This is a genomic window from Pseudomonas sp. HP_12 (assembly GCF_055283955.1).
The window spans coordinates 115,754-139,536 of record NZ_JBTOQG010000012.1; the positions used below are offsets into that span (position 1 = coordinate 115,754).

At 63.3% G+C, this 23,783-nt stretch carries 21 protein-coding genes; 9 read left to right on the plus strand and 12 right to left on the minus strand.

Translation table 11 applies throughout. The annotated features are described in order from the left end of the window. The 5 genes from ACYASU_RS10490 to ACYASU_RS10510 all read right to left on the minus strand — a co-directional run bounded on the left by ACYASU_RS10490 (nucleotide 1) and on the right by ACYASU_RS10510 (nucleotide 5,589). Nucleotides 1-876 (minus strand): ABC transporter permease, encoded by an 876-nt coding sequence (locus ACYASU_RS10490; protein WP_108123039.1) that lies wholly within the window; start codon nucleotides 874-876, stop codon nucleotides 1-3. Beyond that, entirely contained in the window at nucleotides 873-1,829 is a 957-nt protein-coding gene (locus ACYASU_RS10495; RefSeq protein WP_463582753.1) for an ABC transporter permease, read from the minus strand. Before ACYASU_RS10495 ends, ACYASU_RS10490 begins: the two co-directional genes overlap by 4 nt. Nucleotides 1,830-1,841: 12 nt before the next feature. Next, a complete protein-coding gene (locus ACYASU_RS10500; protein ID WP_192172691.1) occupies nucleotides 1,842-3,479 on the minus strand; it encodes an ABC transporter substrate-binding protein in 1,638 nt (545 codons plus the stop codon). A 108-nt stretch (nucleotides 3,480-3,587) separates the two neighbouring features. After that, nucleotides 3,588-4,862, minus strand: coding sequence for an NAD(P)/FAD-dependent oxidoreductase (locus ACYASU_RS10505; RefSeq protein WP_463582754.1), 1,275 nt, complete (start codon nucleotides 4,860-4,862; stop codon nucleotides 3,588-3,590). Between the two features lie 58 nt (nucleotides 4,863-4,920). Further along, on the minus strand, nucleotides 4,921-5,589 hold the full coding sequence (locus ACYASU_RS10510) for a haloacid dehalogenase type II (RefSeq protein ID WP_074887989.1): 669 nt from the start codon (nucleotides 5,587-5,589) through the stop codon (nucleotides 4,921-4,923). 536 nt (nucleotides 5,590-6,125) lie between these two features. Between ACYASU_RS10510 and ACYASU_RS10515 the strand changes: the two genes are divergently transcribed. The 4 genes from ACYASU_RS10515 (at nucleotide 6,126) to ACYASU_RS10530 (ending at nucleotide 9,730) form a co-directional block, all read left to right on the plus strand. Continuing rightward, nucleotides 6,126-6,854 (plus strand): AraC family transcriptional regulator, encoded by a 729-nt coding sequence (locus ACYASU_RS10515; RefSeq protein ID WP_463582755.1) that lies wholly within the window; start codon nucleotides 6,126-6,128, stop codon nucleotides 6,852-6,854. 77 nt (nucleotides 6,855-6,931) lie between these two features. Continuing rightward, on the plus strand, nucleotides 6,932-7,888 hold the full coding sequence (locus ACYASU_RS10520; RefSeq protein ID WP_463582756.1) for a DMT family transporter: 957 nt from the start codon (nucleotides 6,932-6,934) through the stop codon (nucleotides 7,886-7,888). Between the two features lie 255 nt (nucleotides 7,889-8,143). Next, nucleotides 8,144-8,995 carry a GNAT family N-acetyltransferase gene (locus ACYASU_RS10525; RefSeq protein WP_463582757.1) on the plus strand — a complete coding sequence of 284 codons (852 nt, stop codon included), beginning with the start codon at nucleotides 8,144-8,146 and terminating at the stop codon, nucleotides 8,993-8,995. 21 nt (nucleotides 8,996-9,016) lie between these two features. Then, a complete protein-coding gene (locus ACYASU_RS10530) occupies nucleotides 9,017-9,730 on the plus strand; it encodes a cupin domain-containing protein (protein ID WP_463582758.1) in 714 nt (237 codons plus the stop codon). 528 nt (nucleotides 9,731-10,258) lie between these two features. On the opposite strand, the gene ACYASU_RS10535 is transcribed toward ACYASU_RS10530, so the two are convergent. Continuing rightward, nucleotides 10,259-11,143: a LysR family transcriptional regulator gene (locus ACYASU_RS10535; RefSeq protein ID WP_423574931.1), complete on the minus strand. Its 885-nt coding sequence runs from the start codon at nucleotides 11,141-11,143 to the stop codon at nucleotides 10,259-10,261. 95 nt (nucleotides 11,144-11,238) lie between these two features. On the opposite strand from ACYASU_RS10535, the gene ACYASU_RS10540 reads away from it, so the two are divergent. The 5 genes from ACYASU_RS10540 to ACYASU_RS10560 all read left to right on the plus strand — a co-directional run bounded on the left by ACYASU_RS10540 (nucleotide 11,239) and on the right by ACYASU_RS10560 (nucleotide 16,834). Further along, nucleotides 11,239-12,384, plus strand: coding sequence for a DSD1 family PLP-dependent enzyme (locus tag ACYASU_RS10540; RefSeq protein WP_463582759.1), 1,146 nt, complete (start codon nucleotides 11,239-11,241; stop codon nucleotides 12,382-12,384). Next, nucleotides 12,374-12,808 (plus strand): RidA family protein, encoded by a 435-nt coding sequence (locus ACYASU_RS10545; RefSeq protein WP_463582760.1) that lies wholly within the window; start codon nucleotides 12,374-12,376, stop codon nucleotides 12,806-12,808. The genes ACYASU_RS10540 and ACYASU_RS10545 overlap by 11 nt, the downstream gene beginning before the upstream one ends. Further along, the gene (locus ACYASU_RS10550) at nucleotides 12,805-13,986 is read left to right on the plus strand and encodes an NAD(P)/FAD-dependent oxidoreductase (RefSeq protein WP_463582761.1); all 1,182 of its coding nucleotides are present in this window, start codon (nucleotides 12,805-12,807) and stop codon (nucleotides 13,984-13,986) included. Before ACYASU_RS10545 ends, ACYASU_RS10550 begins: the two co-directional genes overlap by 4 nt. Continuing rightward, on the plus strand, nucleotides 13,983-14,828 hold the full coding sequence (locus tag ACYASU_RS10555) for a GNAT family N-acetyltransferase (RefSeq protein WP_463582762.1): 846 nt from the start codon (nucleotides 13,983-13,985) through the stop codon (nucleotides 14,826-14,828). Before ACYASU_RS10550 ends, ACYASU_RS10555 begins: the two co-directional genes overlap by 4 nt. 542 nt (nucleotides 14,829-15,370) lie before the next feature. Beyond that, nucleotides 15,371-16,834 (plus strand): aldehyde dehydrogenase family protein, encoded by a 1,464-nt coding sequence (locus ACYASU_RS10560; protein WP_463582763.1) that lies wholly within the window; start codon nucleotides 15,371-15,373, stop codon nucleotides 16,832-16,834. Between the two features lie 237 nt (nucleotides 16,835-17,071). On the opposite strand, the gene pepN is transcribed toward ACYASU_RS10560, so the two are convergent. Genes pepN through ACYASU_RS10590 form a run of 6 tightly spaced genes read right to left on the minus strand, consistent with a single transcriptional unit; the run spans nucleotide 17,072 to nucleotide 23,645 of the window. After that, the gene (gene pepN / locus ACYASU_RS10565) at nucleotides 17,072-19,768 is read right to left on the minus strand and encodes an aminopeptidase N (RefSeq protein WP_463582764.1); all 2,697 of its coding nucleotides are present in this window, start codon (nucleotides 19,766-19,768) and stop codon (nucleotides 17,072-17,074) included. A gap of 29 nt (nucleotides 19,769-19,797) precedes the next feature. Continuing rightward, on the minus strand, nucleotides 19,798-20,628 hold the full coding sequence (locus ACYASU_RS10570; protein ID WP_163022093.1) for a DUF2797 domain-containing protein: 831 nt from the start codon (nucleotides 20,626-20,628) through the stop codon (nucleotides 19,798-19,800). Continuing rightward, a complete protein-coding gene (locus ACYASU_RS10575; protein ID WP_074888021.1) occupies nucleotides 20,625-20,885 on the minus strand; it encodes a YeaC family protein in 261 nt (86 codons plus the stop codon). Before ACYASU_RS10575 ends, ACYASU_RS10570 begins: the two co-directional genes overlap by 4 nt. A 29-nt stretch (nucleotides 20,886-20,914) precedes the next feature. Continuing rightward, entirely contained in the window at nucleotides 20,915-21,787 is an 873-nt protein-coding gene (locus ACYASU_RS10580) for a rhomboid family intramembrane serine protease (RefSeq protein ID WP_463582765.1), read from the minus strand. Beyond that, a complete protein-coding gene (locus tag ACYASU_RS10585) occupies nucleotides 21,784-22,758 on the minus strand; it encodes a metallophosphoesterase (protein WP_463582916.1) in 975 nt (324 codons plus the stop codon). The genes ACYASU_RS10580 and ACYASU_RS10585 overlap by 4 nt, the downstream gene beginning before the upstream one ends. Next, nucleotides 22,755-23,645 carry an NAD(+) kinase gene (locus tag ACYASU_RS10590; protein WP_037011709.1) on the minus strand — a complete coding sequence of 297 codons (891 nt, stop codon included), beginning with the start codon at nucleotides 23,643-23,645 and terminating at the stop codon, nucleotides 22,755-22,757. The genes ACYASU_RS10585 and ACYASU_RS10590 overlap by 4 nt, the downstream gene beginning before the upstream one ends. Nucleotides 23,646-23,783 lie beyond the last annotated feature (138 nt).

Here is a 23,783-nt window from a genome sequence, read left to right on the forward strand (position 1 = left end):
TCAATGGCCTCCCGAGCGGCGACCGCGTCGCGATGACAGGTAGTCGATCAGCAGATTGACGCCGATGGTCAGCGTGCCGATGGCCAGTGCCGGAATGATGATCGCCATCGCGCCCTGGTTGAGGCCGCCGATGTTTTCCCGCACCAGCGAGCCGAGGTCGGCGTCCGGCGGCTGCACGCCGAGGCCCAGAAAACTCATGCCGCTGAGCAACAGCACGATGTAGCCGAAACGCAGGCCCAGGTCGGTGAGCACCGGGTTGAGCATGTTCGGCAGGATTTCCCGGCACGCCACGTACAACTTGCCCTCGCCCCGGGTGCGCGCCACTTGCACGTATTCCAGCGCTTCGATATTGACCGCCATGCTGCGGGCCACCCGGAACGAGCCGGGGATGTAGCTGATGACCGCCGTGCAGATCAGCAGCGTGACCGACGAGCCGAAGGCCGAGACCATGATCAGCGCAAGCATTTTGCTGGGGATCGAAATGAAGGCGTCCATGATCCGGCTGATGATTTCGTCCAGCCATTTCGGCGAGACCACCGACAGCAGTGCGCAGCCGGTCCCGAAGAAGCTGGCCAACAGCGCCGCCACCAGCGACAGACCGACCGTGAAGCGCGCGCCCACCAACACCCGGCTGAGCATGTCGCGGCCCAGGTAATCGGTGCCGAAGGGATGCGCCAGGCTGAAGCCTTCGAAGATGTTGTCGGAGATCACTTCCCCGACCGGGTGCGGCGCCAGCCACGGGCCGAACAGCGCCACCAGCAGCCAGATCACGCAGACGGCAGCACCGACCAATCCCAGCCAGGACGGGTTGCCGGAGACCTTGGCCAGTGCCAGGGCTGAAGACGCAGGCCTGGATTTCGCAATGAGCGGGTTCATTGGTTTCTCAGCCTCGGGTTGGAGAGGATGGCGCAGAGGTCGGCAAGCAACACCAACGCCAGATAGGCCGCGCAGAACAGCATGGTGCAGGCTTGCACCAGGGCCATGTCGCGGTTGGTCACGGCATCCACCATCAGGCTGGCGATGCCGGGGTAGTTGAAGATGGTCTCGACGATCACCACCCCGCCGAGCAGGTACGACAGGCTCAGGGCGATGGCGTTGGCAATCGGCCCGATGGCGTTGGGCAACGCGTGACGCAGGACGATGCGGATCGGGCTGACGCCTTTGAGGCGGGCCATTTCCACGTAGGGGCTGTCGAGCTGGTCGATGACGGCGGCACGCGTCATGCGCGCCATCTGCGCCACGATCACGCAGCACAGGGTCATCACCGGCAGCGCGTAAGTGCGCAGAAATTGCAGCGGTGACGTGATGTCGGTGGCGTAGGACAGCGCCGACAGCCAACCGAGGTTGACCGCGAAAATAAGCACCGCCAGGGTTGCCACCAGAAACTCCGGCACTGCGACCATGGCCAGGGTAATGAAACTCAGGCAACTGTCGATGCGCCCGCCCCGGCCCATGGCCGAACCGATGCCGAGGATCAGCGCCAGCGGCACCGACACCAGCGCCGTGGCGGCCGCCAGCATCAGCGTGTTCGGCACCCGGCCGGCCATCAATTCACCCACCGGCATGGCGTTGGACATCGACTGGCCCATGTCGCCGGTGAGCAGGCTCATCAACCAGTGCAGATAGCGCAACACGCCGGGTTGATCGAGTCCCAGTTTCAGGCGCAGTGCCGCCACCTGTTCAGGGGTGGCGAACTGGCCGAGGGATTGCTGCGCCGCGTCGCCCGGCAGCACGGCCGTGATCGCAAACACGACCATGGACACGATCAACAGGGTCACGACCCCGGCACCGAGGCGCCGGCAGATCAACCACAGCGTATGGCTATTCATCGCACTGCCTCCTCAAGCGTCCAGCCACACCTGCTCGGCGAACATGTAGCCCATGAAGCCGCCCAACGGGTTGGAGTCGTAGCCCTTGATGCGCTGGTCGACACCGTCGATGTTGCTGATGAATACCGGCACGCCGATGCCGCAGTGATCGTGCACCAGGGTCTGCATGTCGCCGTACATCTTGGCGCGCTTGGCGTCGTCGGTTTCGCCCCTGGCCAGCATCAGCAACTGGTCGAACTGATCGTTCTGCCAGCCGGATTCGTTCCACGGCGCCTTGGACTGGAAGAACTGCGAGAACATCACGTCGGCGTTCGGTCGCGGGTTGATGTTGCCGAAGCTCAACGGGTGCTTCATCCAGTGATTGGACCAATAGCCGTCGCTGGGCAGACGGTTGACGTCCAGCTTGAGCCCGGCCTGTTTCGCCGATTGCTGCAGCAGCACGGCGATGTCCACCGAACCGGTCGCGGCAGGCGACGCCATGACCGGCATGGTGATGCTTTCCATGCCGGCTTTCTTGAGCAGGAACTTGGCTTTTTCCGGGTCGTAGACCGTCTGCGGCAAGTCGGTGTTGAAGTATCGCGAACCCGGCGCAATCGGGTGATCGTTGCCGACCACGGCGAAGCCACGGAACACGGCGGATTTGACCTGTTCGCGGTCCAGCAGCAGTTTCATGGCCTGGGTGAATTCCGGGCTTTTGCCGGGGAGCTGGTCCTGGCGAATGATCAAGTCAGTGTAGTTGCCCGACGGTGCATCGACGACGCGGTGTTTGGGGCTGGCGGCGATGCGCGTGGTGGAGCGAGGGTTGACCTCGTTGATCATGTGCACGTCGCCGGACAGCAGCGCGTTGACCCGCGAAGGCTCGTCGGCAATGGCGATGAATTCGATCTCGTCGAGGTACGGCAGGCCCGGTTTCCAGTAGTTCTTGTTGCGCACGGCCACCGAACGCACACCCGGCTTGAACTCGCCGACGGTGAACGGCCCGGTGCCGATGCCTTTGTTGAAATCGGTGGTGCCCTCGGGAACGATCAGCAGGTGCGACACGGCGAGGATCGACGGCAGCTCTGCGTTCGGCGCGCTGAGGCGAATCTGCACTTCGTTCGGGCCGGTGGCCTTGATCTCGGCGAACTGCTCCATCAGCGGCATGACTTTGGAGCCGGTGATCGGGTCCTTGTGGCGGCTGAGGGAGAACACCACGTCGGCGGCACCGAGGCTCTTGCCGTTGTGGAAGGTCACGTCCTTGCGCAGGGTGATGGTCCACAGCGTGGCGTCGACGTTGTCGATGCGCTCGGCCAGTTCCAGCTGCGGCACCAGGTGCTTATCGAAACGGGTCAGGCCGTTGTAGAACATGTAGTGACGAGCATAGTCGGTGGACAGCGCGCCCTTGGCCGGGTCGAGGGTGTCGGCGGTGGAGCTGGACATGCCGGCGACGCGAATCTTGCCGCCGGGTTTGCCTTTGCCGCCAGCGGTGGCTTCTTCGGCGAACAGTTTGCCGGCGCTGCCGAACAGGCTGCCCGCCCCCGCTGCGGCGACGCCGGCAAGGCCGAGCATCTGCAAGGCGTTGCGCCGCGACATGCCGCGATTGAGGCCTTCGAATACCCGCAGGCTGTCTGGGCCGGAGATAAGCTCGGGGGTGTCTTTGTGGTCAGTCATATCAAGGCTACCTGTCGATGATCGGGATATTCGAGTGCTCACGGATGTCCGGAGCGTCCTGGAAACGCAGACGACGGTGACGCTACAACGGGCGACTCAGCGCAGGCGTCAGTGCAGATAGTCCTGCAGCCGGTAGTACGCGCCCACGAACGGCAGAAACCACGGCTTGCCGAAGTGACCGGGGATCGCCGGCCATTCCAGTTCACGCCAGGGGTTGGCCGCCGCGTTGCCGGCCATGACCTCGGCCATGACCTGGCCCATGTGCACGGACATCTGCACGCCATGGCCGCTGTAGCCCATGGAATGGAACACGCCGCCGTGCTGGCCGGCGCGGGGCAGGCGGTCGGACGTCATGTCCACCAGCCCGCCCCAGCAGTAGTCGATTTTTACGTTGGCCAATTGCGGGAACATGTTCAGCATCGCCGCCTGCAGCACCTTGCCGCTCTTGGCGTCAGACACGCCGTCGGACATGGCAAACCGCGCACGGCCGCCGAACAGCAGGCGGTTGTCCGGGGTCAGGCGGAAGTAGTTGCCGATCTGGCGGCTGGTCACGTACGCCCGGTGCTGCGGCAACAACTGATCGATCAGCGCCTGGGGCAAGACTTCCGTGGCGATGACAAAACTGCCCACCGGCACGATCCGCCGGCGGTACCAGCCGAGGTCGCCGTGCTGGCAAGCGCCGGTTGCCAGCAGCACTTGGCCTGCGTGCAGCGAGCCCTTGGCGGTGTTGACCTGATAACCGCCGGCCTGGGGCTTCCAGTCCTTGACCGGGGTGTGTTGGTAAATCATTGCGCCGCGCCGGGCAGCGGCTTCCGCCAGACCGACCCCAAAGCGGCCGACGTGCATTTGCACGCCATTGCGCTGCAACAAGCCACCGTGAAACTGCGACGAGTTGACTTCGGCACGGGTCTGCTCGGCATTCAGCAGCTCGACGTCGGCGTCCACCTCCTGGCGAATCAGCTGGCAGGTGCGGGCCAGGCCTTCGTAATGCAGGGGTTTGGCCGCCAGCTTGAGCTTGCCGTTGCGCAGCAGATCGCAGGCGATCCCTTCCTGCTCGACCAGCGACACCACGGTCTGGACCGCGCTTTCATAGGCCTGGTAATAGGCGCGCGCCCTGGCCGCACCGAGACTGGCGTGCAGACCGGCGTAATCCTGGGCCACGCCGGTGTTGCACTGCCCGCCGTTGCGCCCCGAGGCTTCGCCGATGACCCGACCGGCGTCCAGCACCACCACGCTGGCACCCTTGAGCGCCAGGGCCCGCGCCGCCGACAGGCCGGTGAATCCACCGCCGATCACGGCCACGTCGACCTGCCCGGGCAAACCGCCGAGTTGGGCACCGGTGAAGGCCGGTGCGGTGTCGAGCCAATAGGATTCACTGCCCATCTTTAACCCCTTATTGCTAAAACGGCGGCGCTGAAACGGCGTGGAGACGGTGTTTGAGTTACAGACCCACGAGCGCCGGCAGTCCGCCGATGTCGGTGATCTGCTGGTACTCGAAGTACGCATTCGCCGGGACTTCATGACCACGGGCCACGAACGCCTTGTGCTTGATCTTCATGTCGTGGGCCGACATCAGGTCGTAACGGAAGCTCGAAGACACATGCAAGATGTCTTCCGGGCCGCAGCCGAGGTTGTCGAGCATGAACTCGAATGCGGCCAGACGCGGCTTGTAGGCCTGGGCCTGTTCGGCGGTGAAGACCTTGTGGAACGGCGCGCCGAGCTTGTCGACGTTGGACATGATCTGGCTGTCGCTGGCGTTGGAGAAGATCACCAGGGGAATCTTGTCGGCGATCTTCGACAGACCGGCCGGCACGTCGGCGTGGGGGCCCCAGGTCGGCACGGCGTCGTAATACAGTTGACCTTCATCGCGGTACTCGACGCCCCAGCGCTTGCAGGTCCGGGCCAGGGCGGTCTTGAGAATCACGTCGTACGGCTGCCAGTCGCCCATGACCTGATCGAGGCGATAGGCCGAAAAGTCTTTGACGAACTGGTCCATCTGTTCAGGCTTGACGCGGTCAGCAAACAGCTCGCGGGTCATGGTGCCCATGTGGAAATTGGTGAGCGTGCCGTAGCAGTCGAACGTAATGAATTTGGGACGAAGAAAGCTCATTGAGTGCGGTCCTGAAGTCAGTTGAGTGTGGCAAGCGTTCGCTGCCCTGGCGGCGCGTCGGCCTCGTTGCAGCACAGCTTCATTACATCACTGTGAAATCAGCATATGCCGTCTAAAACGACCCGTGCTCAATACAAACCACCGTTTTGGTGGCTGGGCTCAGCAGAGTTTGCGGTGCGCGCCAGCCTTGGGCAGGGCCTGTGTTTGTGCGCTTTTAGGGGGCTTTTGAAGGCGTTCGGGCGGGCAAAGGCTTAAGAATGGGCGTCGTGGCGGCAGATAATGTGGCGTGGCACGCGCGGGGTTAACCGATTCTGCGGTGAGGGCAGATTCTGCTTTCGCCCCCCCTGGATGACGGCTGACTGACCCGGGCTCAGCCACTGCGGTGCAGCCATTCTGTGTCGGCGTGCAGGACATCGGGCGGGCGCAACGGCCTGTTCGCCAAGTGGTAGAATCCCGCCCCCCGCACCGCATCGGTAAGGTGCACGGGCACGGCGAATGCTCGACCCTGAATGACCCGCCTGGCGGGATGGTGCGCTATGTTTGTAAACCTTGAAGTCCGCAGCTACGACAGGGAAAACCCCAATCACCAGCACGACCACACTCAGTTGGTGCTGCCGATCCGCGGGCGAATGGAAATCAACGTGGACGGTCGTGAAGGGGCTATCGATCAGTCATTGGCAGCCGTGGTGATGCCCGGCTCGGCGCACTCCCAACTCACCCACGTTGACAGCCGGTTTCTGATCCTGGACTGCGCCGCGACTACGCTGGAGGCCCTGCACATCGCGCCGCTGGCCAAGCGTGTGTACGTGCCGGTTTCCCCCGCCACCCGGCGGCTGATCGAGTTCGCCGAGCTGATCGGCAATGAGCAACTGGCCTTGAGCGCTTCACAGCTCGGCCCGCTGTTGCTGTCCTCCCTGTTGTCGGACACCGTCGGATCGCCGTCGCCCATGGCTCAACTGATGGGCCGTCTGCGAGCCACGCCCGGTGACCACTGGAGCAATGAGGTCATGGCGCACGCGGCAGGCATGAGCATCAGTCAACTGCACCAGCGATTCCGGCAAATGTTCGGACAAAGCCCGCAAACCTTCCTCACTGATCTGCGCATTCAGGAAGCTCAGCGATGGCTGCGTGGCACATCGTTGTCGATCGCCGAGATTGCCTTGCGTGCAGGCTTCTCCGATCAGGCCTCCCTCACCCGGGCCATGCAGCGTGTCAGCGCCACGACACCCGCGGCGTACCGCAAGGCGCACAAACAGCCTGGGTAAAAAATTCGACCGGTACGGACAATACGCCCCGATTCCATTGCCCCAGACTTGTGGCTTTAGGGTTTGGAGCGGATGAAATGTTGGCTGATCGAGCACTGCTAAAAGGCATCGGCTACGGGGGGTGTGCGGGGCTGTGCTGGGGGGTGATTTTTCTGGGCCCGCAGCTGACGCAGGGCTTGAGCGGCCTGCAGTTCGCCGTCATCCGATTCCTCTGCTACGGCGCCATCTCCGCAGCGCTGTTGATGCCCCGGTGGCGCCGGGTCTGTTCGCAACTCGGTATGGCTGACTGGAAATCACTGTTCTGGCTGAGCCTGATCGGCAACCTCCTCTACTACTCGCTGGTGGGCACCGGTGTGCAATGGGTCGGCATCGCCACGACATCCCTGATTGTCGGACTCATTCCGGTCATCGTGACGCTGGCAGGCCGTCATGACGCCAACGCCGTCTCTTTGCGCAAGCTGATTCCTTCGCTGTGTTGCGCGGTCGGGGGCGTCGTACTGATCAGCTGGCACGCCCTGTTCAAAGGCGACAGGCCGGATGCATTGACCAACGTTGGCGGGATTTTGTGTGCGGTGGGCGCATTGGTGACCTGGAGCTGGTACGCCGTGAGCAACGCTCGGCGACTGGTTCAAGTCACCGAGGTTTCGTCCCATGACTGGGCGCTCCTGACCGGGGTCATGACCGGCGCGCAGTCCCTGCTATTGGCAGTGCCTGTTCTGGGGTTTCAGGCCGGTACGTACAGCGCCGCGGACTGGCTGCATGTTTTGGGAGTGGCCGGGGGCGTCGCCTTGCTGTCGTCGGTGGTGGGTGGCGCGTGCTGGAATCAGGCGAGCAGGCTGCTGCCGCTGGCGCTCAGTGGACAAGTGCTGGTGATCGAGACATTGGCGGCGCTGGCTTTCGGCTTTATATGGGAGCACCGACTCCCGGACAACTTTGAGTGGGCGGCCATTGTGCTGCTGGTGACCGGCGTCGTCTGGTGCCTGAATTGTCACCGTGCCCCGCGCCGTGAGGCGAATGCGTCGGTGGGTGCATGAACGGTGCCCATCCGGCAAAAGTCTGTCCACCGCCCGCTGCAACTGCTTTAAAAAAGCGCTCGGTGCCGTGTTATTCAGCATCAATGTCCCGTGGCATTTGCTGCCGCCCTCGCCCCGGATTTAAGTATGAAGTTGGGTCTGGTCCCCCGGCGCGCAACGAATCTACCGAATATCCCGCGTCCTCTTGTCAGCCCTCACATCAGGTGGGATACAGGCGTTCAGTGCCACTTGAATAACGCATAACGGAGCCTCGCCATGTCCGCCCTGCCGCACCCTTCTTATACCTATCGCCCCATGACCGTGGCCGACTTGACCGCCGCCCATGATTTGTCAGTGCAACTGAAATGGCCCCATCGCCTGGACGACTGGGCGATGCTGCACCGGGTCAGCGACGGCTTCGTTGTGATGGATGGCGGCCGCCTGATCGGCAGCGCCTTTGTCTGCCCCCAGGGTGACTTCGCGACCATCGGACTGGTGATCGTCAGCAACGATTATCAGGGCCAGGGCATTGGCCGCCGCTTGATGGAGAGGGCCCTCGCCGCGTGCGAGCCGCGTACGCCGATTCTTAACGCCACCGTCGCCGGCAAGCCGTTGTATGCCAGTCAGGGTTTCGTCGAATTTGGCCGGGTGCAGCAGCATCAGGGCCAGGCCATCGTCCCGGCGCTGGTGGAGCTTGCTGACGGTGAAACCTGCCGCGCCCTCACTGCCGACGATCACGCCGCCCTCCTCGACCTCGCCAAAGCCGCCAGCGGCCTGGACCGCCGCGACGTGCTGCGCGACCTGCAGGTGGAGCACGCGGTGGGCATCGAGCGTGACGGTCAGCTGCGCGGTTTCGCCCTGCTGCGGCCATTCGGGCGCGGGCGCTGCATCGGGCCGGTGGTGGCGGAAAACATCCATCAGGCCCAGCACCTGATCGGTGTGTTGCTTGCGCAGGTGCCAGACACTTTTGTGCGCATCGACATCCCCGTGGCCTGCGGACTCAGTGACTGGCTGGAAACGGCGGGCCTGAAGAACGTCGACACCGTGGTGCAGATGGCCCGAGGCACGCCGCCCGAGGCCAGCCAGGGCGTGCAACCTTTTGCGCTGATCACCCAGGCGATCGGCTGACTTTTTTACGGAGCATCAACCATGTCATCTCCCGGTATTTTGTTGTTGGCGCGCGCTGATGGCAGCGGCGTTGCGACGTCTTTCAACTCGGCGCCATTGGGCGCGCTTGATCCCTTTGCCGAAGCGCGACAGGTGGCGTGGCGCGGCGACGACGGGGTGTCGGCCGGGCTTGTGCGGTTCACCGGCGACGCGCTGATCGAGGACTTTCCCTATAGCGAGACGCTGGTGGTGCACGCCGGCCATGTGGTGTTGAGCAGCGCGGAGCAGACGCTGGAGTTGGGCGTCGGTGACAGTGCGGTGATTGGCCGTGGCAGTCGCGTGGCGTTGCATGCCAGCACTGGCAGTGAGTGGGCGTTTTGTGCGGTGGATGTGGAGGGTGCGCCGGCGCGTCCCGGTTTGACGCTGTTGCCGGCGCATACCTGGCTGGAGCCGTCTGCCACGCTGGAGCCGCCGATTTTGATCGGGCCTGCGCCGCAGTGTCGGGCGTTGAGTCTGTTCGATGATGAGGTGACGGCGTTGAAGGTGGGGATCTGGGATTCGACGCCGTATCAGCGCCATGGTCGTGCGCATCGGTTGCATGAGTTGATGCATGTGTTGGAGGGGAGTGTGACGCTGGCCGATGATGAGGGCGGTGAGGTGACGGTTAATCCGGGGGATACGGTGTTTGTGGTGAAGGGGGCGTTTTGTGCGTGGACCAGTACGGTTTATGTGCGCAAGGTGTATGCGGTGAAGTGACCTCAGCATCTCTCTTTAGATCAAGATCAAGATCAAGATCAAGGGCGTCTGCCTGGGGGCAGACTGTTTCGCCTTCGGCGAGTTACTTGGAAAAGCACCCCAAGTAACCAAGGGTGCTTGCTCTCGGTTGGGCCCGACTTCGTCGGGTTCCTTCACTCCGGTCCCGCTCCGTGGACCCGCCGCCATCCGCCATCCATGGCGGGGGGCGGCTCTCGCGGCATCCATGCCGCTCGGCCCACTCCGCGAGACCTGCGTTCAGCCTGCACCAAAGTCGCGATTGGTGTCGTCTGGCCGTTATGTGCCTGAAGATCAAAAGCGCGCTTACGCTTAGTAGGACCGGCTTTAGCCGGGAAGAGGCCGGTCTGGACGACATCAATTTAGCAGTGTGACGCCTGACGCCTTCCCGGCTAAAGCCGGTCCTACAGGGCGCGCGGTGTTTTTTTGTGGGACCGGCTTTAGCCGGGAAGAGGCCAGTCGCAGCGCCGACGATGTTGCGGTGTACGCCTGCTTGCCGATGGAACTCGCCGTTCACACCTTCAACGCATCTTCCAGAAACGCCACCAACGCTTGCACCCTCGGGCTGCGCAGTTTGCGGGAGGGTACGAGGAGGTTGACGGGGGCGCTGTCGAAGTTCCAGTCGGCGAGGACGCGGATGAGGTTGCCGCTGGCGATGGCGTCGCTGACGTCCCATTGCGAGCGCAACACCAGGCCCAGGCCTTGTTCGGCCCAGCGGCGGGCGACGCTGCCGTCGTTGGTGAGCAGGGCCGGTTCGACGCGCAGGGTTTTGCGGGCAGGGCCTTTGCGCAGGTGCCAGAGGGTGACGTCTTCGTCGTTCTCGCGGATGCAGATGCAGCGATGGGCGCTGAGTTGGTCCGGCGCGGTCGGTTCGCCGTGTTCTTGCAGGTAGGCCGGGCTTGCGCACAGCCAGCGTTCGTTGGGGGACAGTTGCCGCGCGGTCCACAGGCTGTCGTTGAGGTGGCCGATGTGGATCACGGCGTCACTGTCGTGGCGATCCGGCCAGGGGGTTTCGCGCAGGTCCAGGTGCAGGCACAGCTGCGGATGCAGCCGGATGAAACGCGCCAGCAGCGGTGCCAGTCGCTGGCGTCCGAAACCGAAGGGCGCCGCCAGTCGCAGGGTGCCGACCAGTCTTTCGTCCTTTTGCCGGAAGGATTCGGGCAGCGCTTCGAGCTGTTCGAGCAACAGCGCGCTTTCCCGGGAGAAGCGTTCGCCATCGGCCGTCAGGCTCAGGCGGCGGGCGTCGCGGTTGGCCAGGGTCAGGCCCAGTAGGGTCTCCAGTTTACGCAGGCGCATGGACAGCGCCGGCGGCGAAACATTGAGCGCTCTGGCCGCCGCACTCAGGGATTCGGCACGGCTCAGGGCGACCGCCAGGCGCAGGTCTTCGATGGAGATCATTCACTTTTACTTAATGATTGATGAGACTGGATTGAACCACACCTTAACGACAGCTGAGTAGAGTGCAGCCTGTCCCTCGCCACCCGAGTTCCGTCATGTCTACGCCGATCGCCTCTCTCGACACGCCCGCCGCGCTGGTGGACGTCCCGCGCATGCAGCGCAACATCCAGCGCATGCAGCAGCGCATGAACAGCCTCGGCGTGCGGTTGCGTCCCCACGTCAAGACCAGCAAATGCCTGCCGGTGATTCAGGCGCAGATCGCGGCCGGCGCCAGCGGTGTGACGGTCTCGACGCTGAAAGAAGCCGAGCACTGTTTCAACCAGGGCATCAGCGACGTGTTGTATGCGGTCGCCATCGCGCCCGGCAAACTGGCCCAGGCACTGGCGCTGCGGCGCGCCGGCTGCAACCTGAGCGTGCTCACCGACAGCGTTCAGGGCGCGGAGGCCATCGTCGCGTTTGCGCGTGAGTACGACGAATCCAACCCCATCTGGCCCGTCTGGATTGAGGTCGACTGCGACGGTCATCGTTCGGGCCTCGCCGCTGAAGACCCGGCACTCATCGACGTGGCACGCATCCTCATCGACGGCGGCGTGCAGCTGCGCGGTGTGATGACCCACGCCGGTTCCAGCTACGAACTCGACAACCCCGAAGCCCTGCAAGCCCTCGCCGAACAAGAGCGAGCCCTCTGCGTTCGCGCCGCTCAACGCATTCGTGACGCCGGGATGGCCTGCCCGGACGTCAGCATCGGCTCCACGCCCACTGCCCTCTCGGCCCTGAACCTGGAAGGCGTGACCGAAGTGCGCGCGGGCGTCTATGTGTTTTTCGATCTGGTCATGCACAACATCGGCGTCTGCCAGGCCGACGAGTTGGCCCTGAGCGTGCTGACCACGGTGATCGGCCATCAGCAGGACAAGGGCTGGATCATCACCGACGCCGGCTGGATGGCCATGAGTCGTGATCGCGGCACCCAGCGTCAGCGCCACGATTTCGGTTACGGCCAGGTGTGCACCGAAACGGGCGAGTGGATCGAAGGGGCGTTGGTCACAGGCGCCAATCAGGAACACGGGATCGTTACCTTGGGCGGCGCCGACAGTGCCGACCTCGCCACACGTTTCCCCATCGGCAGCCGCCTGCGCATCCTGCCCAACCACGCCTGCGCCACCGGCGCGCAGTTCCCGGATTATCACGCCCTCGACGCCGACGGCGCGGTGCACACCTGGAGTCGTCTGCATGGCTGGTGATCTCGAAATCATTCACACGCCCCACGCAGCGGCGCCGGGCGGGCACTATTCCCAAGCAGTGGCTTACGGCGGCTTGCTGTACGTGTCCGGGCAGTTGCCGGTGCGCGCCAATGGCGAGCACAGCGCCGACCAACCGTTCGAGGTGCAGGCCTCAGTTGCCCTCGACAACCTCATGGCGATCCTTGCACAAGCGGGTTTGAGCTCCAGCGATCTGCTGAAAGTCACGGTCTACGTCGTGGGCATTGAACACTGGCCGGCCTTTGACCAACTCTATGGGCGATACCTGGGTGAGCATCGACCCGCCCGCGCCGTGGTGCCGGTCCCGGTCTTGCATCACGGTTACCTGATCGAAATCGAAGCCGTGGCGCGTGACCTGCAACCCCGCGGCCTGTCAGCCCGTAACCTGCAAGAGGAGCCTTTATGAACCCGCAAAAAAGCGATGTGCTGGTGATCGGTGGGGGCGTCATGGGCGCCTCGTCGACGTTTTTCCTGCAGCGGCGCGGTTGCTCGGTGACCCTGCTAGAACGCGACCAGATCGGTCAGTACGCCAGCGGCGTGAACTTCGGCAACGTCCGCCGCCAAGGGCGTTATCTGGGCCAGCTGGAACTGGCGAACCGGTCGTGGGGCTTGTGGAAGCGCCTGCCGGAGTTGATCGACGACGACCTCGAATTCATCCCCAGCGGGCACATGCGCGTGTGTTATCGCGAGGATGAAATCGCCGAACTGGAGGCCTACGCCGCTGCGCCGGAAGCCGAACAGCTGGACCTGAAAATCTATCGCGGCGCCGAGCTGCAAAAGCGGTTCCCCTTCCTTGGCGCAGAGGTGAAAGGCGGCTCCTACGCGCCCCACGACGGTCACGCCAACCCGCGTCTGGCGGCACCCGCCTTTGCGCGCGCGGCTCGTCGGCTTGGCGCACGGATCGAAGAACGCACCGAAGTCGCCGACGTGCAAAAGGTCGGCGGCGTGTTTCACGTCACCACCACTGACGGGCAATTGTTCGTCGCCGAGCAGCTGTTGATCACCGCCGGCGCATGGGCGACCAAGCTGTCTCAACAGTTCGATGAACCCGTGCCCCTGGAGCCCAACGGCCCGCAGATGTCGGTGACCGAGCCGGTGCCCTACGCATTGCCGACGGTGATCGGCGTGTTCACCAAGATCAAGGAAGAGGTGATCTACTTTCGGCAGATCCCGCGCGGGAACATCATCATCGGTGGCGGCGCCCGTTGCGCGCCGGACATGGTCAACCGTCGGGCGTTTTTCAAGCCTGAAAGCCTGCTCAATCAGATGCGTCAGATGAAGCGGCTGGTTCCCGGCGCCGAGAAACTCAACATCATCCGCACCTGGAGCGGCATCGAAAGCTACACGCCGGACTCCCTGCCGGTCATGGGCCGCAGCGGCATGGTTGACGGGCTGTTTTACGCCTTCGGTTTTTGCGGCCATGGCTTTCAGCTCGGCCCTGGGGTCGGCGATGTGATGGCCGAACTGATCAGCACCGGCAGCACCAGCACGTCCATCAGCCCCTTCGACATTCGCCGGTTTACTCAGCCATCACTCGTACCGCAATTGGCGACCAGCCTACTCAGCACAGGAAAACTCATATGAGCGACGCCTACGTTTATCGCATGGCCACGGCGGCCGACATGCCCGCCGCCCACGCGCTGTCCGTGCAGTTGAAGTGGCCCCATCGCGAGGCAGACTGGGCGATGGTGCAGCGCACGTCCGAGGGTTTCGTCGCTGAACATGACGGGCAATTGGTGGGGGTGGCGTTTGCCTGCCATCAGGGGGCTTATTCTTCCATCGGGCTGGTGATCGTCAGTGATCAGCACCAGAGCAAAGGCATTGGCCGCCGGTTGATGAACCTGTGCCTGGACGCCGCCGCGCCGCGCACGCCGATCCTCAATGCCACTGAATCAGGGGCGCCGCTCTATGTAAGCATGGGTTTCGTCGAATACGCGCGGATTCAGCAGCATCAGGGCGTGCCTCAGACGCCGCCTGTTCCGGCTGCGATGGGGGCTGGGCTTTGTCGCGAAGTGACCGAGGCCGACTACCCGCAGGTGATCGAACTGGCCAACGCCGGCAGCGGGCTGGATCGCACGGCGGTCCTCAATGACCTGCTGCCGATGGCGGAGTGTGTGGTGGGCGTCGAGGTTCACGGGCAACTGAAAGGTTGCGCCCTGCTCCGCCGTTTTGGCCGCGGGCATCTTATCGGGCCGGTGGTTGCGCAGAATCTGGAGCAGGCGCAACAGATGATCACGCACTTGCTGGGCCTGATCCCTGGCGCGTTTGTGCGTTTCGATATTCTGGCTGATTGCGGGCTGGTGGAGTGGCTGGAGGGTCTCGGCCTGCCATGCGTTGATCGAGCGCCCCGCATGGTGCTGGGCGAACCGCCGCGGTCACGGGATGGCATTGCCCAGTTTGCAATGGTGACCCAGGCGATTGGGTGAGTTGTAGGACCGTACTGTTGTTTAGAGGGGACGGATTTATTTACAACGCTTCACCGTAAATTAATCTGTCCCCGTTGCGACAGTCTGCCGCTGGATCTTGATCGGGTTGATCTTACCCATGCTCCCCGTGGCAACGTGACGTTTTGCATCCCCTTGCCCAAAGCACAGCAACGATCGGTAAGAGCGGAGGTCGGCTGGTGGACGACACGCGCACTCGGGGACAGATTGATTTACGGTGAAGCGCTGTAAATAAATCAGTCCCCTTCAACCATAAATAAATCAGTCCCCTTCAACCCAAAAAGCAGATCGCGTGCATGCCGCCAATCAAGCAGCGCACGCCATCCCTTGTGGGACCGGCTTCAGCCGGGAAGACGTCAGCCGTCACGCCGCAAAGCGGATGGCGTACCCCACCGCCAGATTCAGCAGATTCTCCCTTGCAGACCGCAACAACGGCATCTTTTGCCTGGGCCGGTTTGTTAGCGTATCGAGACGTCAGGACTCGCTGTTCGCAGCACTTATCACCGCTCCAGGGAGCTAGCTGGATGACCTCACACTCTTCACACACCCACGGCCTTGAGCTGCACACCGCCGGGCAGTTTTACATCAATGGCGAGTGGACTTCCCCCGCGGTTCCGGCTCTTCTGCCGGTGATCAATCCCGCCACTGAAGAGGTGGTCGCCGAGGTCGCGCGGGGTTCGGCCGAGGACGTTAATCGGGCCGTCGCAGCAGCGCGCGCGGCGTTCCCCGGATGGTCAGCAACGCCAGTCGCTGAACGCGCATCGATCCTGAGCAACATCCACGCGCTGATCCTCGAGCGTAAAGAGCCGCTGGCCCAGGCCCTGACGCTGGAAATGGGCGCGGCCATCAGTTTCTCCCGCGCCATGCAGGTGCCGCTGGCCGCCGAGCACGTGCGGGTCGCCCGGGATCTGCTGTCCACCTACCGCTTCCAGACCGTTGAAGGCAGCACCGCCATCGAGCGGGAAGCCATCGGCGTCTGCGGCCTGATCACGCCGTGGAATTGGCCGCTGTACCAGATCACCGCCAAAGTCGCGCCGGCCCTCGCCGCCGGTTGTACCGTGGTGTTGAAACCCAGCGAGCTGTCGCCGTTGAGCGCTTTGCTATTCGCTCAACTGGTCCACGACGCCGGCCTGCCCCCCGGCGTGTTCAATCTGGTCAACGGCAGTGGTCCTGACGTCGGCGCCGCCATCGCCGCCCACCCCGACATCGACATGATTTCCATCACCGGCTCGAACCGTGCCGGCGCCCTCGTCGCGCAAGCGGCGGCGGTGACGGTCAAACGCGTGACCCAGGAACTGGGCGGCAAGTCGCCGAACGTGATGCTGCCCGACGCTGACTTCGCCAAAGCCGTGCCGCTGGGGGTGCTGTCGGCCTTCCGCAACGTCGGCCAATCGTGCAGCGCGCCGACCCGGATGATCGTGCCCCGCGCCCGCCTCGCCGAAGTCGAAGCACTGGCCGCCGACACCGCCAACGCGTTGATCGTCGGTGACCCGCAATCCCCCGACACCCAACTCGGCCCGATCGCCAATGAAGCCCAGTTCAGCCGCGTCCAGGCCATGATCCAGGCCGGTATCAGCGAAGGCGCGAAATTGCTGTGCGGCGGGACGGGCCGCGTGGAAGGATTTGAAAAAGGTTATTACACCAAGCCAACGGTGTTCTCCGAAGTGGGTTCGGCGATGCGCATCGCTCAGGAGGAAATCTTCGGCCCGGTGCTGTGCATCCTCGCCTACGACACCATCGACGAAGCCGTGGCCATCGCCAACGACACCGTCTACGGTCTGGGCGCCCACGTGCAGGCGCAGGACCTCGAACTGGGCCGCGCCGTCGCCTCGCGCATCCGCGCCGGGCAAGTGCATTTGAACCATCCGGCGTGGAACCCCATGGCGCCCTTCGGCGGCTACAAGCGCTCAGGCAACGGTCGGGAGTACGGCGTTATGGGATTTGAGGAGTATCTGGAGACCAAGGCGATTATCGGCTTCAACGCCTGATCGCCAGCTGGCCGGGATCCTTGGACGTCGCAAATTGTGGGACCGGCTTCAGCCGGGAAGGCGTCATTCGTCACACCGCAAAATGGGTGGCGCACAAACCGGCCTCTTCCCGGCTAAAGCCAGTCCTACGAAGGCGTAGCGTGCAAGACTGCATCCGAAGCGCTGAAACCAGGAATCAGCGCCCACAAAAAAGGGCTGTCCGCGCAAACGGACAGCCCTTTTCAACAACCCCCCGGTTTACGCCAGGCTTTTGCTCACCACTTCATACACGTCCGGCGACAGCGGGCCGGAGGCGAGGATACGCTCCAGTTCCGCTTTCATCAGCGCTTGCCGCGCGCTGTCGTATTTGCGCCAGCGGGTCAGTGGCGCCAATTGGCGGGAGGCGATCTGCGGGTTGAAGCCGTTCAGCTCGATGACCAGATCGGCCAGGAAGCGATAGCCCGAACCATCCGCCGCGTGGAAGTTGATCAGGTTCTGCCCGGCAAAGGCACCGATCAGGGCACGCACCTTGTTCGGGTTCTTCATCGTGAACGCCGGATGCTGCATCAGCGCTTTCACCCGCTCCAGCCCGCCCGGCAAGGTGCTGCCGGCCTGTACGCTGAACCACTGATCCATGACCAGTGCGTTGTCCTTGAAGTTTTCCGCGAACACTTCCAGCGCCTTGGCCTTCTCTGCCTCGAACGGCGAGTTCACCAACACGGCCAGGGCGGTCAGCCGCTCGGTCATGTTGTCGGCCGTGTCGAACTGATCGATGGCGGCGGCCAGGACTTCCGGCTTGCCGGTCTGCATCAGGTACGACAGCGCGATGTTCTGCAACGCTCGGCGAGCGAAGTGCTCGGAAGCGGCCACATACGGCGTCTGCCTGGACAGCTCGCGGTTGGTCTGATAACGCGTCCACAGCGCGTCGCTCAGGTTATCGGCCAATTGCTGACGGGCAAACTCCCGCGCGGCGTGGATCGCATCGACGTCAGCCACTTCGCTGATTTCGATCAGATACGCCTCGCCCGGCAGCGACAGCATTTCCGCGACCATGGCCTGATCCAGAGTCTCGTCCGTCAGCACCGTGTGCAGCGCGGTGATCAGACGCTGATCCATGACCAGCGGCTCGCCCTTCTGGTGCTGGGCAATCAAGTCCTGCAGCACTTGAACCGACAATTGCTGACCGGCATCCCAGCGGTTGAAGCCGTCGCTGTCGTGCTGCATGAGGAACATCAGTTGATCGCGGTTGTACGGGAAGCTCAGTTTCACCGGCGCCGAGAACCCGCGCAGCAGCGAAGGCAGCGGCTGCTCGGCGATGTCGATGAAGGTGAAGGTCTGCTCGGCCTCGGTCACCGACAGCACGCGGGAGGTGTTCACCGCCGGTGCCTCGCCCTGCAGGCACAGCGGCAGTTCCTGTCCCTGGGCGTCCAGCAGGCCCATGGCGACCGGAATCACGAACGGCAGCTTCTGATCGCCCGGCTGGCCCGGCGTGGTCGGCGTGCTCTGACGGAAGGTCAGGCTGTAGGTCTTCGCGGCAGCGTCATAGGACTCGCTGACCGCCAGACGCGGCGTGCCAGCCTGGGAGTACCAGCGCTTGAACTGGGTGAAGTCGACACCGTTGGCGTCTTCCATGGCCTTGACGAAGTCGTCGCAGGTCACGGCCTGACCGTCGTGGCGCTCGAAGAACAAGTCGCTGCCCTTGCGGAAACCTTCAACGCCCAACAGGGTGTGGATCATGCCGACCACTTCCGCGCCCTTCTCGTACACGGTCAGGGTGTAGAAGTTGGAAATCTCGATGAAGCTGTCCGGGCGCACGGCGTGGGCCATGGGGCCGGCGTCTTCGGCAAACTGGTGGGTGCGCAGATAGGCCACATCCTGGATGCGCTTGACCGTGGCCGAGTTCATGTCCGCCGAGAAGCCGGAATCACGGAACACCGTGAAGCCTTCTTTCAGCGACAGCTGGAACCAGTCGCGGCAGGTGACACGGTTGCCGGTCCAGTTGTGGAAGTATTCGTGGGCAACGATCGCTTCGACGCGCTGGTGGGCGGCATCGGTGGCGGTTTCGGCGCGGGCCAGCACGGCGCTGGAGTTGAAGATGTTGAGGCCCTTGTTCTCCATGGCGCCCATGTTGAAGTCGTTGACGGCGACGATCATGAAGATGTCCAGATCGTATTCGCGGCCATAGACTTCTTCGTCCCAGCGCATGGACTTCTTCAGGCTGTCCATGGCGTGCTGGCATTTGTCGACGTTTTCCGGCTCGACGAAGATGCGCAGCGTAACCTTGCGCTGGCTCATGGTGGTGAAAGTGTCTTCGATGCACCACAAGTCACCGGCCACCAGCGCGAACAGGTAGGCCGGCTTCTTGAACGGGTCCTCCCAGGTTGTCCAGTGACGCTGGGTGTCATCGGAGGGGCCGGCGGCAATCAGGTTGCCGTTGGACAGCAGGATCGGGAAAGCCTGCTTGTTGGCGCTGACCGTCGTGGTGAATTTGCTCATCACGTCCGGGCGGTCGAGGTAATAGGTGATCTTGCGGAAGCCCTCGGCCTCGCACTGGGTGCAAAACATGCCGCTGGATTTGTACAGGCCTTCCAGAGCTGTGTTGGTTTCCGGGTGGATCTTCACGGTGGTGTCAAGGGTGAAGGTCTCGGAGGTGGGCTGGACGGTCAGGCTGTCAGGGGTCAGCCGGTAGCCGCTCTGTGCAAGGTCGCCCTCGGACAGGTCGACATCCGCCAGCTTCACCGACAGCAGTTCAAGCTGCTGGCCGTCGAGTTCCAGCGGTGGCAAGCCCGCGCCCTGGGCAAGCGCGGCGCGCTCCGGGTTGCGGCGCATCACCAGCTGCGCGTGGACCAGCGAGTGGTCGTCGAACAATTCGAACGTCAGGTGGGTCTCGTCAATGAGGTACTCAGGCGCCTGATAATCCTTCAGGTAAATCATTTTGGGCTGGTCGGTGCGCATGCGGTTGTCCCTTCTTCTGCTAATACGGGCTACTGATGCACGGCGAGTTGATACGCCGTGTATTTGCGAATATTGATCACGCCGGTGTCGAAGATCAGGTACTGCCCTTTGACGCCCAGCAGGGTGCCTTCGGCGATCGGATCCTTGTCCAGATTGAAGCTGACGATCTTGGTCGGATAGGCCTCTACCGGGTATCGGATCTCGATGGGCTCGACATCGTTCATCACCTGAATGGCCTGCAGGCCAAAGCGCATCTGCAAGGCCACCAGGCCTTCGGCGCAGGACTCGAACAGTTGCTGACGAATCGCCGCCAGATCAACCGCCGGTGCGTCGCCCTTGAGCAGCGCGCGCCAATTGGTGCGGTCGGCCACCTGGCTGCGGAACAGGTCTTCGACGAAACCGGACTGCTGGCGCGTGGCGCAACGCACGATCGGCAACGCCTGACTGGCGCCCTGATCCAGCCAGCGCGTTGGCAGCTGGGTGGCGCGGGTGATGCCGACCTTGACGCCCGACGAGTTGGCCAGATAGACCACGTGATCGGTCATGCAGAACTGCTCGCCCCACGCCGGATCGCGGCAGGTGCCATGCTCGTGATGGCAGCGTTCGGGGCTCATGATGCACAGGTCGCACTGCGCCAGCTTGAGCATGCACGGGTAGCAATAGCCCTGGCTGTAGCTGGTTTTGGTGCGCTTGCCGCAATGGCTGCAATGAATCGCACCGAGGAATTCCAGGCGCACGGTCTTGCCGATCAGCGGGTTGACCGGGATCTGTGAATCACCCAGCCGGAACGCGTATTCCACCCGCGAGGCCTCAAGCCGCGCGGACATTTTGTTGACGGAGCCTCTGCCGATTTCAATCAATGAATGGAGTCCGATTTGAACAGAATATTGGGCACCGGCGCCGACTTCGACGCGCACTCTTGCGGGCCCATGTAGCCGATGCGCTGGTCCTCGGGCACGTTGCGCACTTCCCAGGCAATCAACGCCTGCAGCGACAGCTCACGTTGCTCCTGGGTCAGTTTGCGGCCGTCGGACCATTTGCCGATTTCCACCGCCAGCTTCAGGCTTTCGTAGACGTCCGGGGTGATGTTTTCGATCATTTCGACAAAAGAGGACATTGGGTTCTCCCAGAATGTAGCGGGCAATTTTAGTGCTTGCGGCGGGCCAGTGCACCGCCCACAAGACCTGTAGCACAACCGATGATCAGTCCGCCGACATGGGCGCCGTTGGCGATTTCGCCAAACCCGAGCGCACCGACGACGCCGGACAGGCAGACCACCAGCCAGATCAGCATCATCCCCAGAACACCCCGTGGTAAACGATACATGGGGTTGGGGGCGAGCAATTGAAAGATCCAGCAATGGCCGAGCAAGCCATAAAGTACCCCGGACAGGCCGCCGAACAGGCTCGGGCCGCTCCAGAAATACTGGACGTAATTTGAAAACGCACTGAACGCCAGGGTCAGCCCGAGCAATTGCCAACCGCCCTGGCGCATTTCGATGCGCCGACCCAGTTCCCAGAACCACAGCGCGTTCATCACCAGGTGCAGCAGGCCGAAGTGAATCAGCATCGGCGTGACGACCCGCCACCACTGCCCTGCCCCCAGGGACGTTTCCACCGGCAGGAAGCGGATGTACTCGCCGTTGACGCGGAAGTCGTTGAAGGTCAGCCAGCTCAAGGCCTCGAAGTTGTCGCCGAGCAAGGTGACGCCGGCGACGATCAGGCACAGCAGCAAGACCACGCTGGTCACCGGGCTGCTGCGCACTTGCACCAGCGGGCTCGGCCTGCTCACGGCCACGACTTCGCGGCCCGGCGGCAACTGCGCGGTCGGGTCGCCTTCGGGGTATTGCTGATACAGCTGGCGGATGTCATCGGCCAGTTGCGGCGCATCGGGCACCCACAGCACTTGCTCGCCGGCCTCTTCGCTGACCCGATGGGGCACGTTGAGGCGCCGCAGCAATTCGACAAAACCGCTCAGGTCGGTTTGAAGCGGCAGGCGTAAGACAGCAACCGGACTCATTGACCTATCTCCGGTCGGGTGACGTCGACCCAGACGAACTTGTCCGGGTCAATCTGGGTTTCCTGATCCAGCCGGTACGCGACCAGCTTGCCGTAGAGCACGGCGCTGTAATCCAGGCACGCCAGATTGGGGCGGATCGGCGCGGGAATGCCGCTGCGCCAGTAGTGACCGACGAACAACAGCGGCTCATCGGCGCCGTACCGCAGCAGCGCGTTTTTCTCGCTGGGGGACAGCGGCCGACGGGCCACCGGCTCCGGCAGCGCGTCAGGCTGGAACACCACGTCGCCGTAGGTCTGCGGGTCGTCTTCCCAGAATTTGGTGCGGAACGAGGCGCGGGTCAGGCCGTCGCCACCGGTCAGGGTCATGCCGTGGGGCAGGCGCATGTCGGTGCCGCGCAGCAGCCGATCAAATACCGCACTGGCAAAACTGCCGGGCTCCGCGGACGCCTGCACGAAGGCCTGATCGATGCGGCCGTCGCCGTACACGCTGCGCAATGGCGCGATCAGGCTGGCATCCCAACAGGCGTGGACGACACGGAAGCGCTCGGCGTCAATGAACAGCGGCAACTGATAAAACCATTTGAGAAAGTCATTCCAGTCACCGGGGTGCTGCTCGAACTGCGCCAGGGTTTCGCCCAACAGGCGGGCATGGCGCGGCGTGTGTTCGCGCACCCACTCATGGCCGCTGTCGGGCGGCGCCGGCGTGCTCCAGCCCAAAGCGTTGAATTCATGGTTGCCCATGATGCAGAACGCCTGGCCGGCCTCCACCATGTCACGGACGATGTGCAGCGCTTCGCGAATGCGCGGGCCGCGGTCGATGATGTCGCCCAGGAACACGGCGATGCGCTCAGGGTGGCGCCAGACGCCGGCCTGAAAGCGGTAACCAAGGGTGTCGAGCAAGTGCTCAAGGGTCTGGGCACAACCATGCACGTCACCGATCAGATCGTAGCCACGCGCGGGATCGAGCATCAGTCGCTCCCGCCGCCAAGCCGACTGCCCCAACCGAGTTTGGTCCGGCAGACTTCGTAGTAGTTGTGATCGAGCGGGTGAATGAGGCGCAGCTTCTGCGGCTTCTTTTTCACGGTCACGGTGTCACCCGGCGCGCAGGTGAAGTGGTTCTGGCCATCGCAGGAAACCTGTGGGTAGATCGTCATGTCCTTTGAGACAACGATTTTCAGCTCACTGTTTCCATCGACGACAATTGGCCTGCCGGACAGTGTGTGCGGGTACATCGGCACGATGACGATAGCGTCGAGCTTGGGGTGCATGATCGGGCCGCCCGCCGACAGCGCGTAGGCCGTGGAGCCGGTCGGGGTGGCGACGATCAGGCCGTCGGCCTTCTGGCTGCAGACGAACTGGCCGTCGATATAGATTTCGAACTCGATCATCCGCGTGGATTTGCCGGGGTGCAGCACGACATCGTTGAGGGCGTCGCCCTGGCCGATCGCTTCGCCATGGCGGCGCACTTCGGCCTGCAGCAGGAAGCGGTTTTCCACCAGATAGTGGCCGTCGAGCACTTCGGCGACTTTGACTTCCAGCTCATCGGGGCGAATGTCGGTCAGGAAGCCCAGGCTGCCACGGTTGATGCCCAGCACCGGCACGTTGTGCTTGGCCAGCGCGCGGGCGGCGCCGAGCAGACTGCCATCGCCGCCGACGACGATGACCATGTCGCAGACTTCGCCGAGCATCTTGCGCGAAGAGGTCTGCAAACCATGCCCCGGCAGGACCTCGGCAATGGCGTCTTCGAGGATCACATGCAGGTGCCGGGATATCAGGAATTTCTTGAGTCGGCGAACGGTCTCCACCACCTGGGTACTGCCCAGGCGACCAATGATGCCGATATTTCGAAATTGCTCCATGGGGCTCCCGCAGGCTTGATGCGTGTAAAGAACGCGATTATGGGCGAAGGGGTCGGGGGCGGCAAATGGGCTCTCTGCGCGCAACCTTCGAGCAGCGCCGTTCCAAGGGTGCGAAATGTACGGGCTGCATCCGAAGAC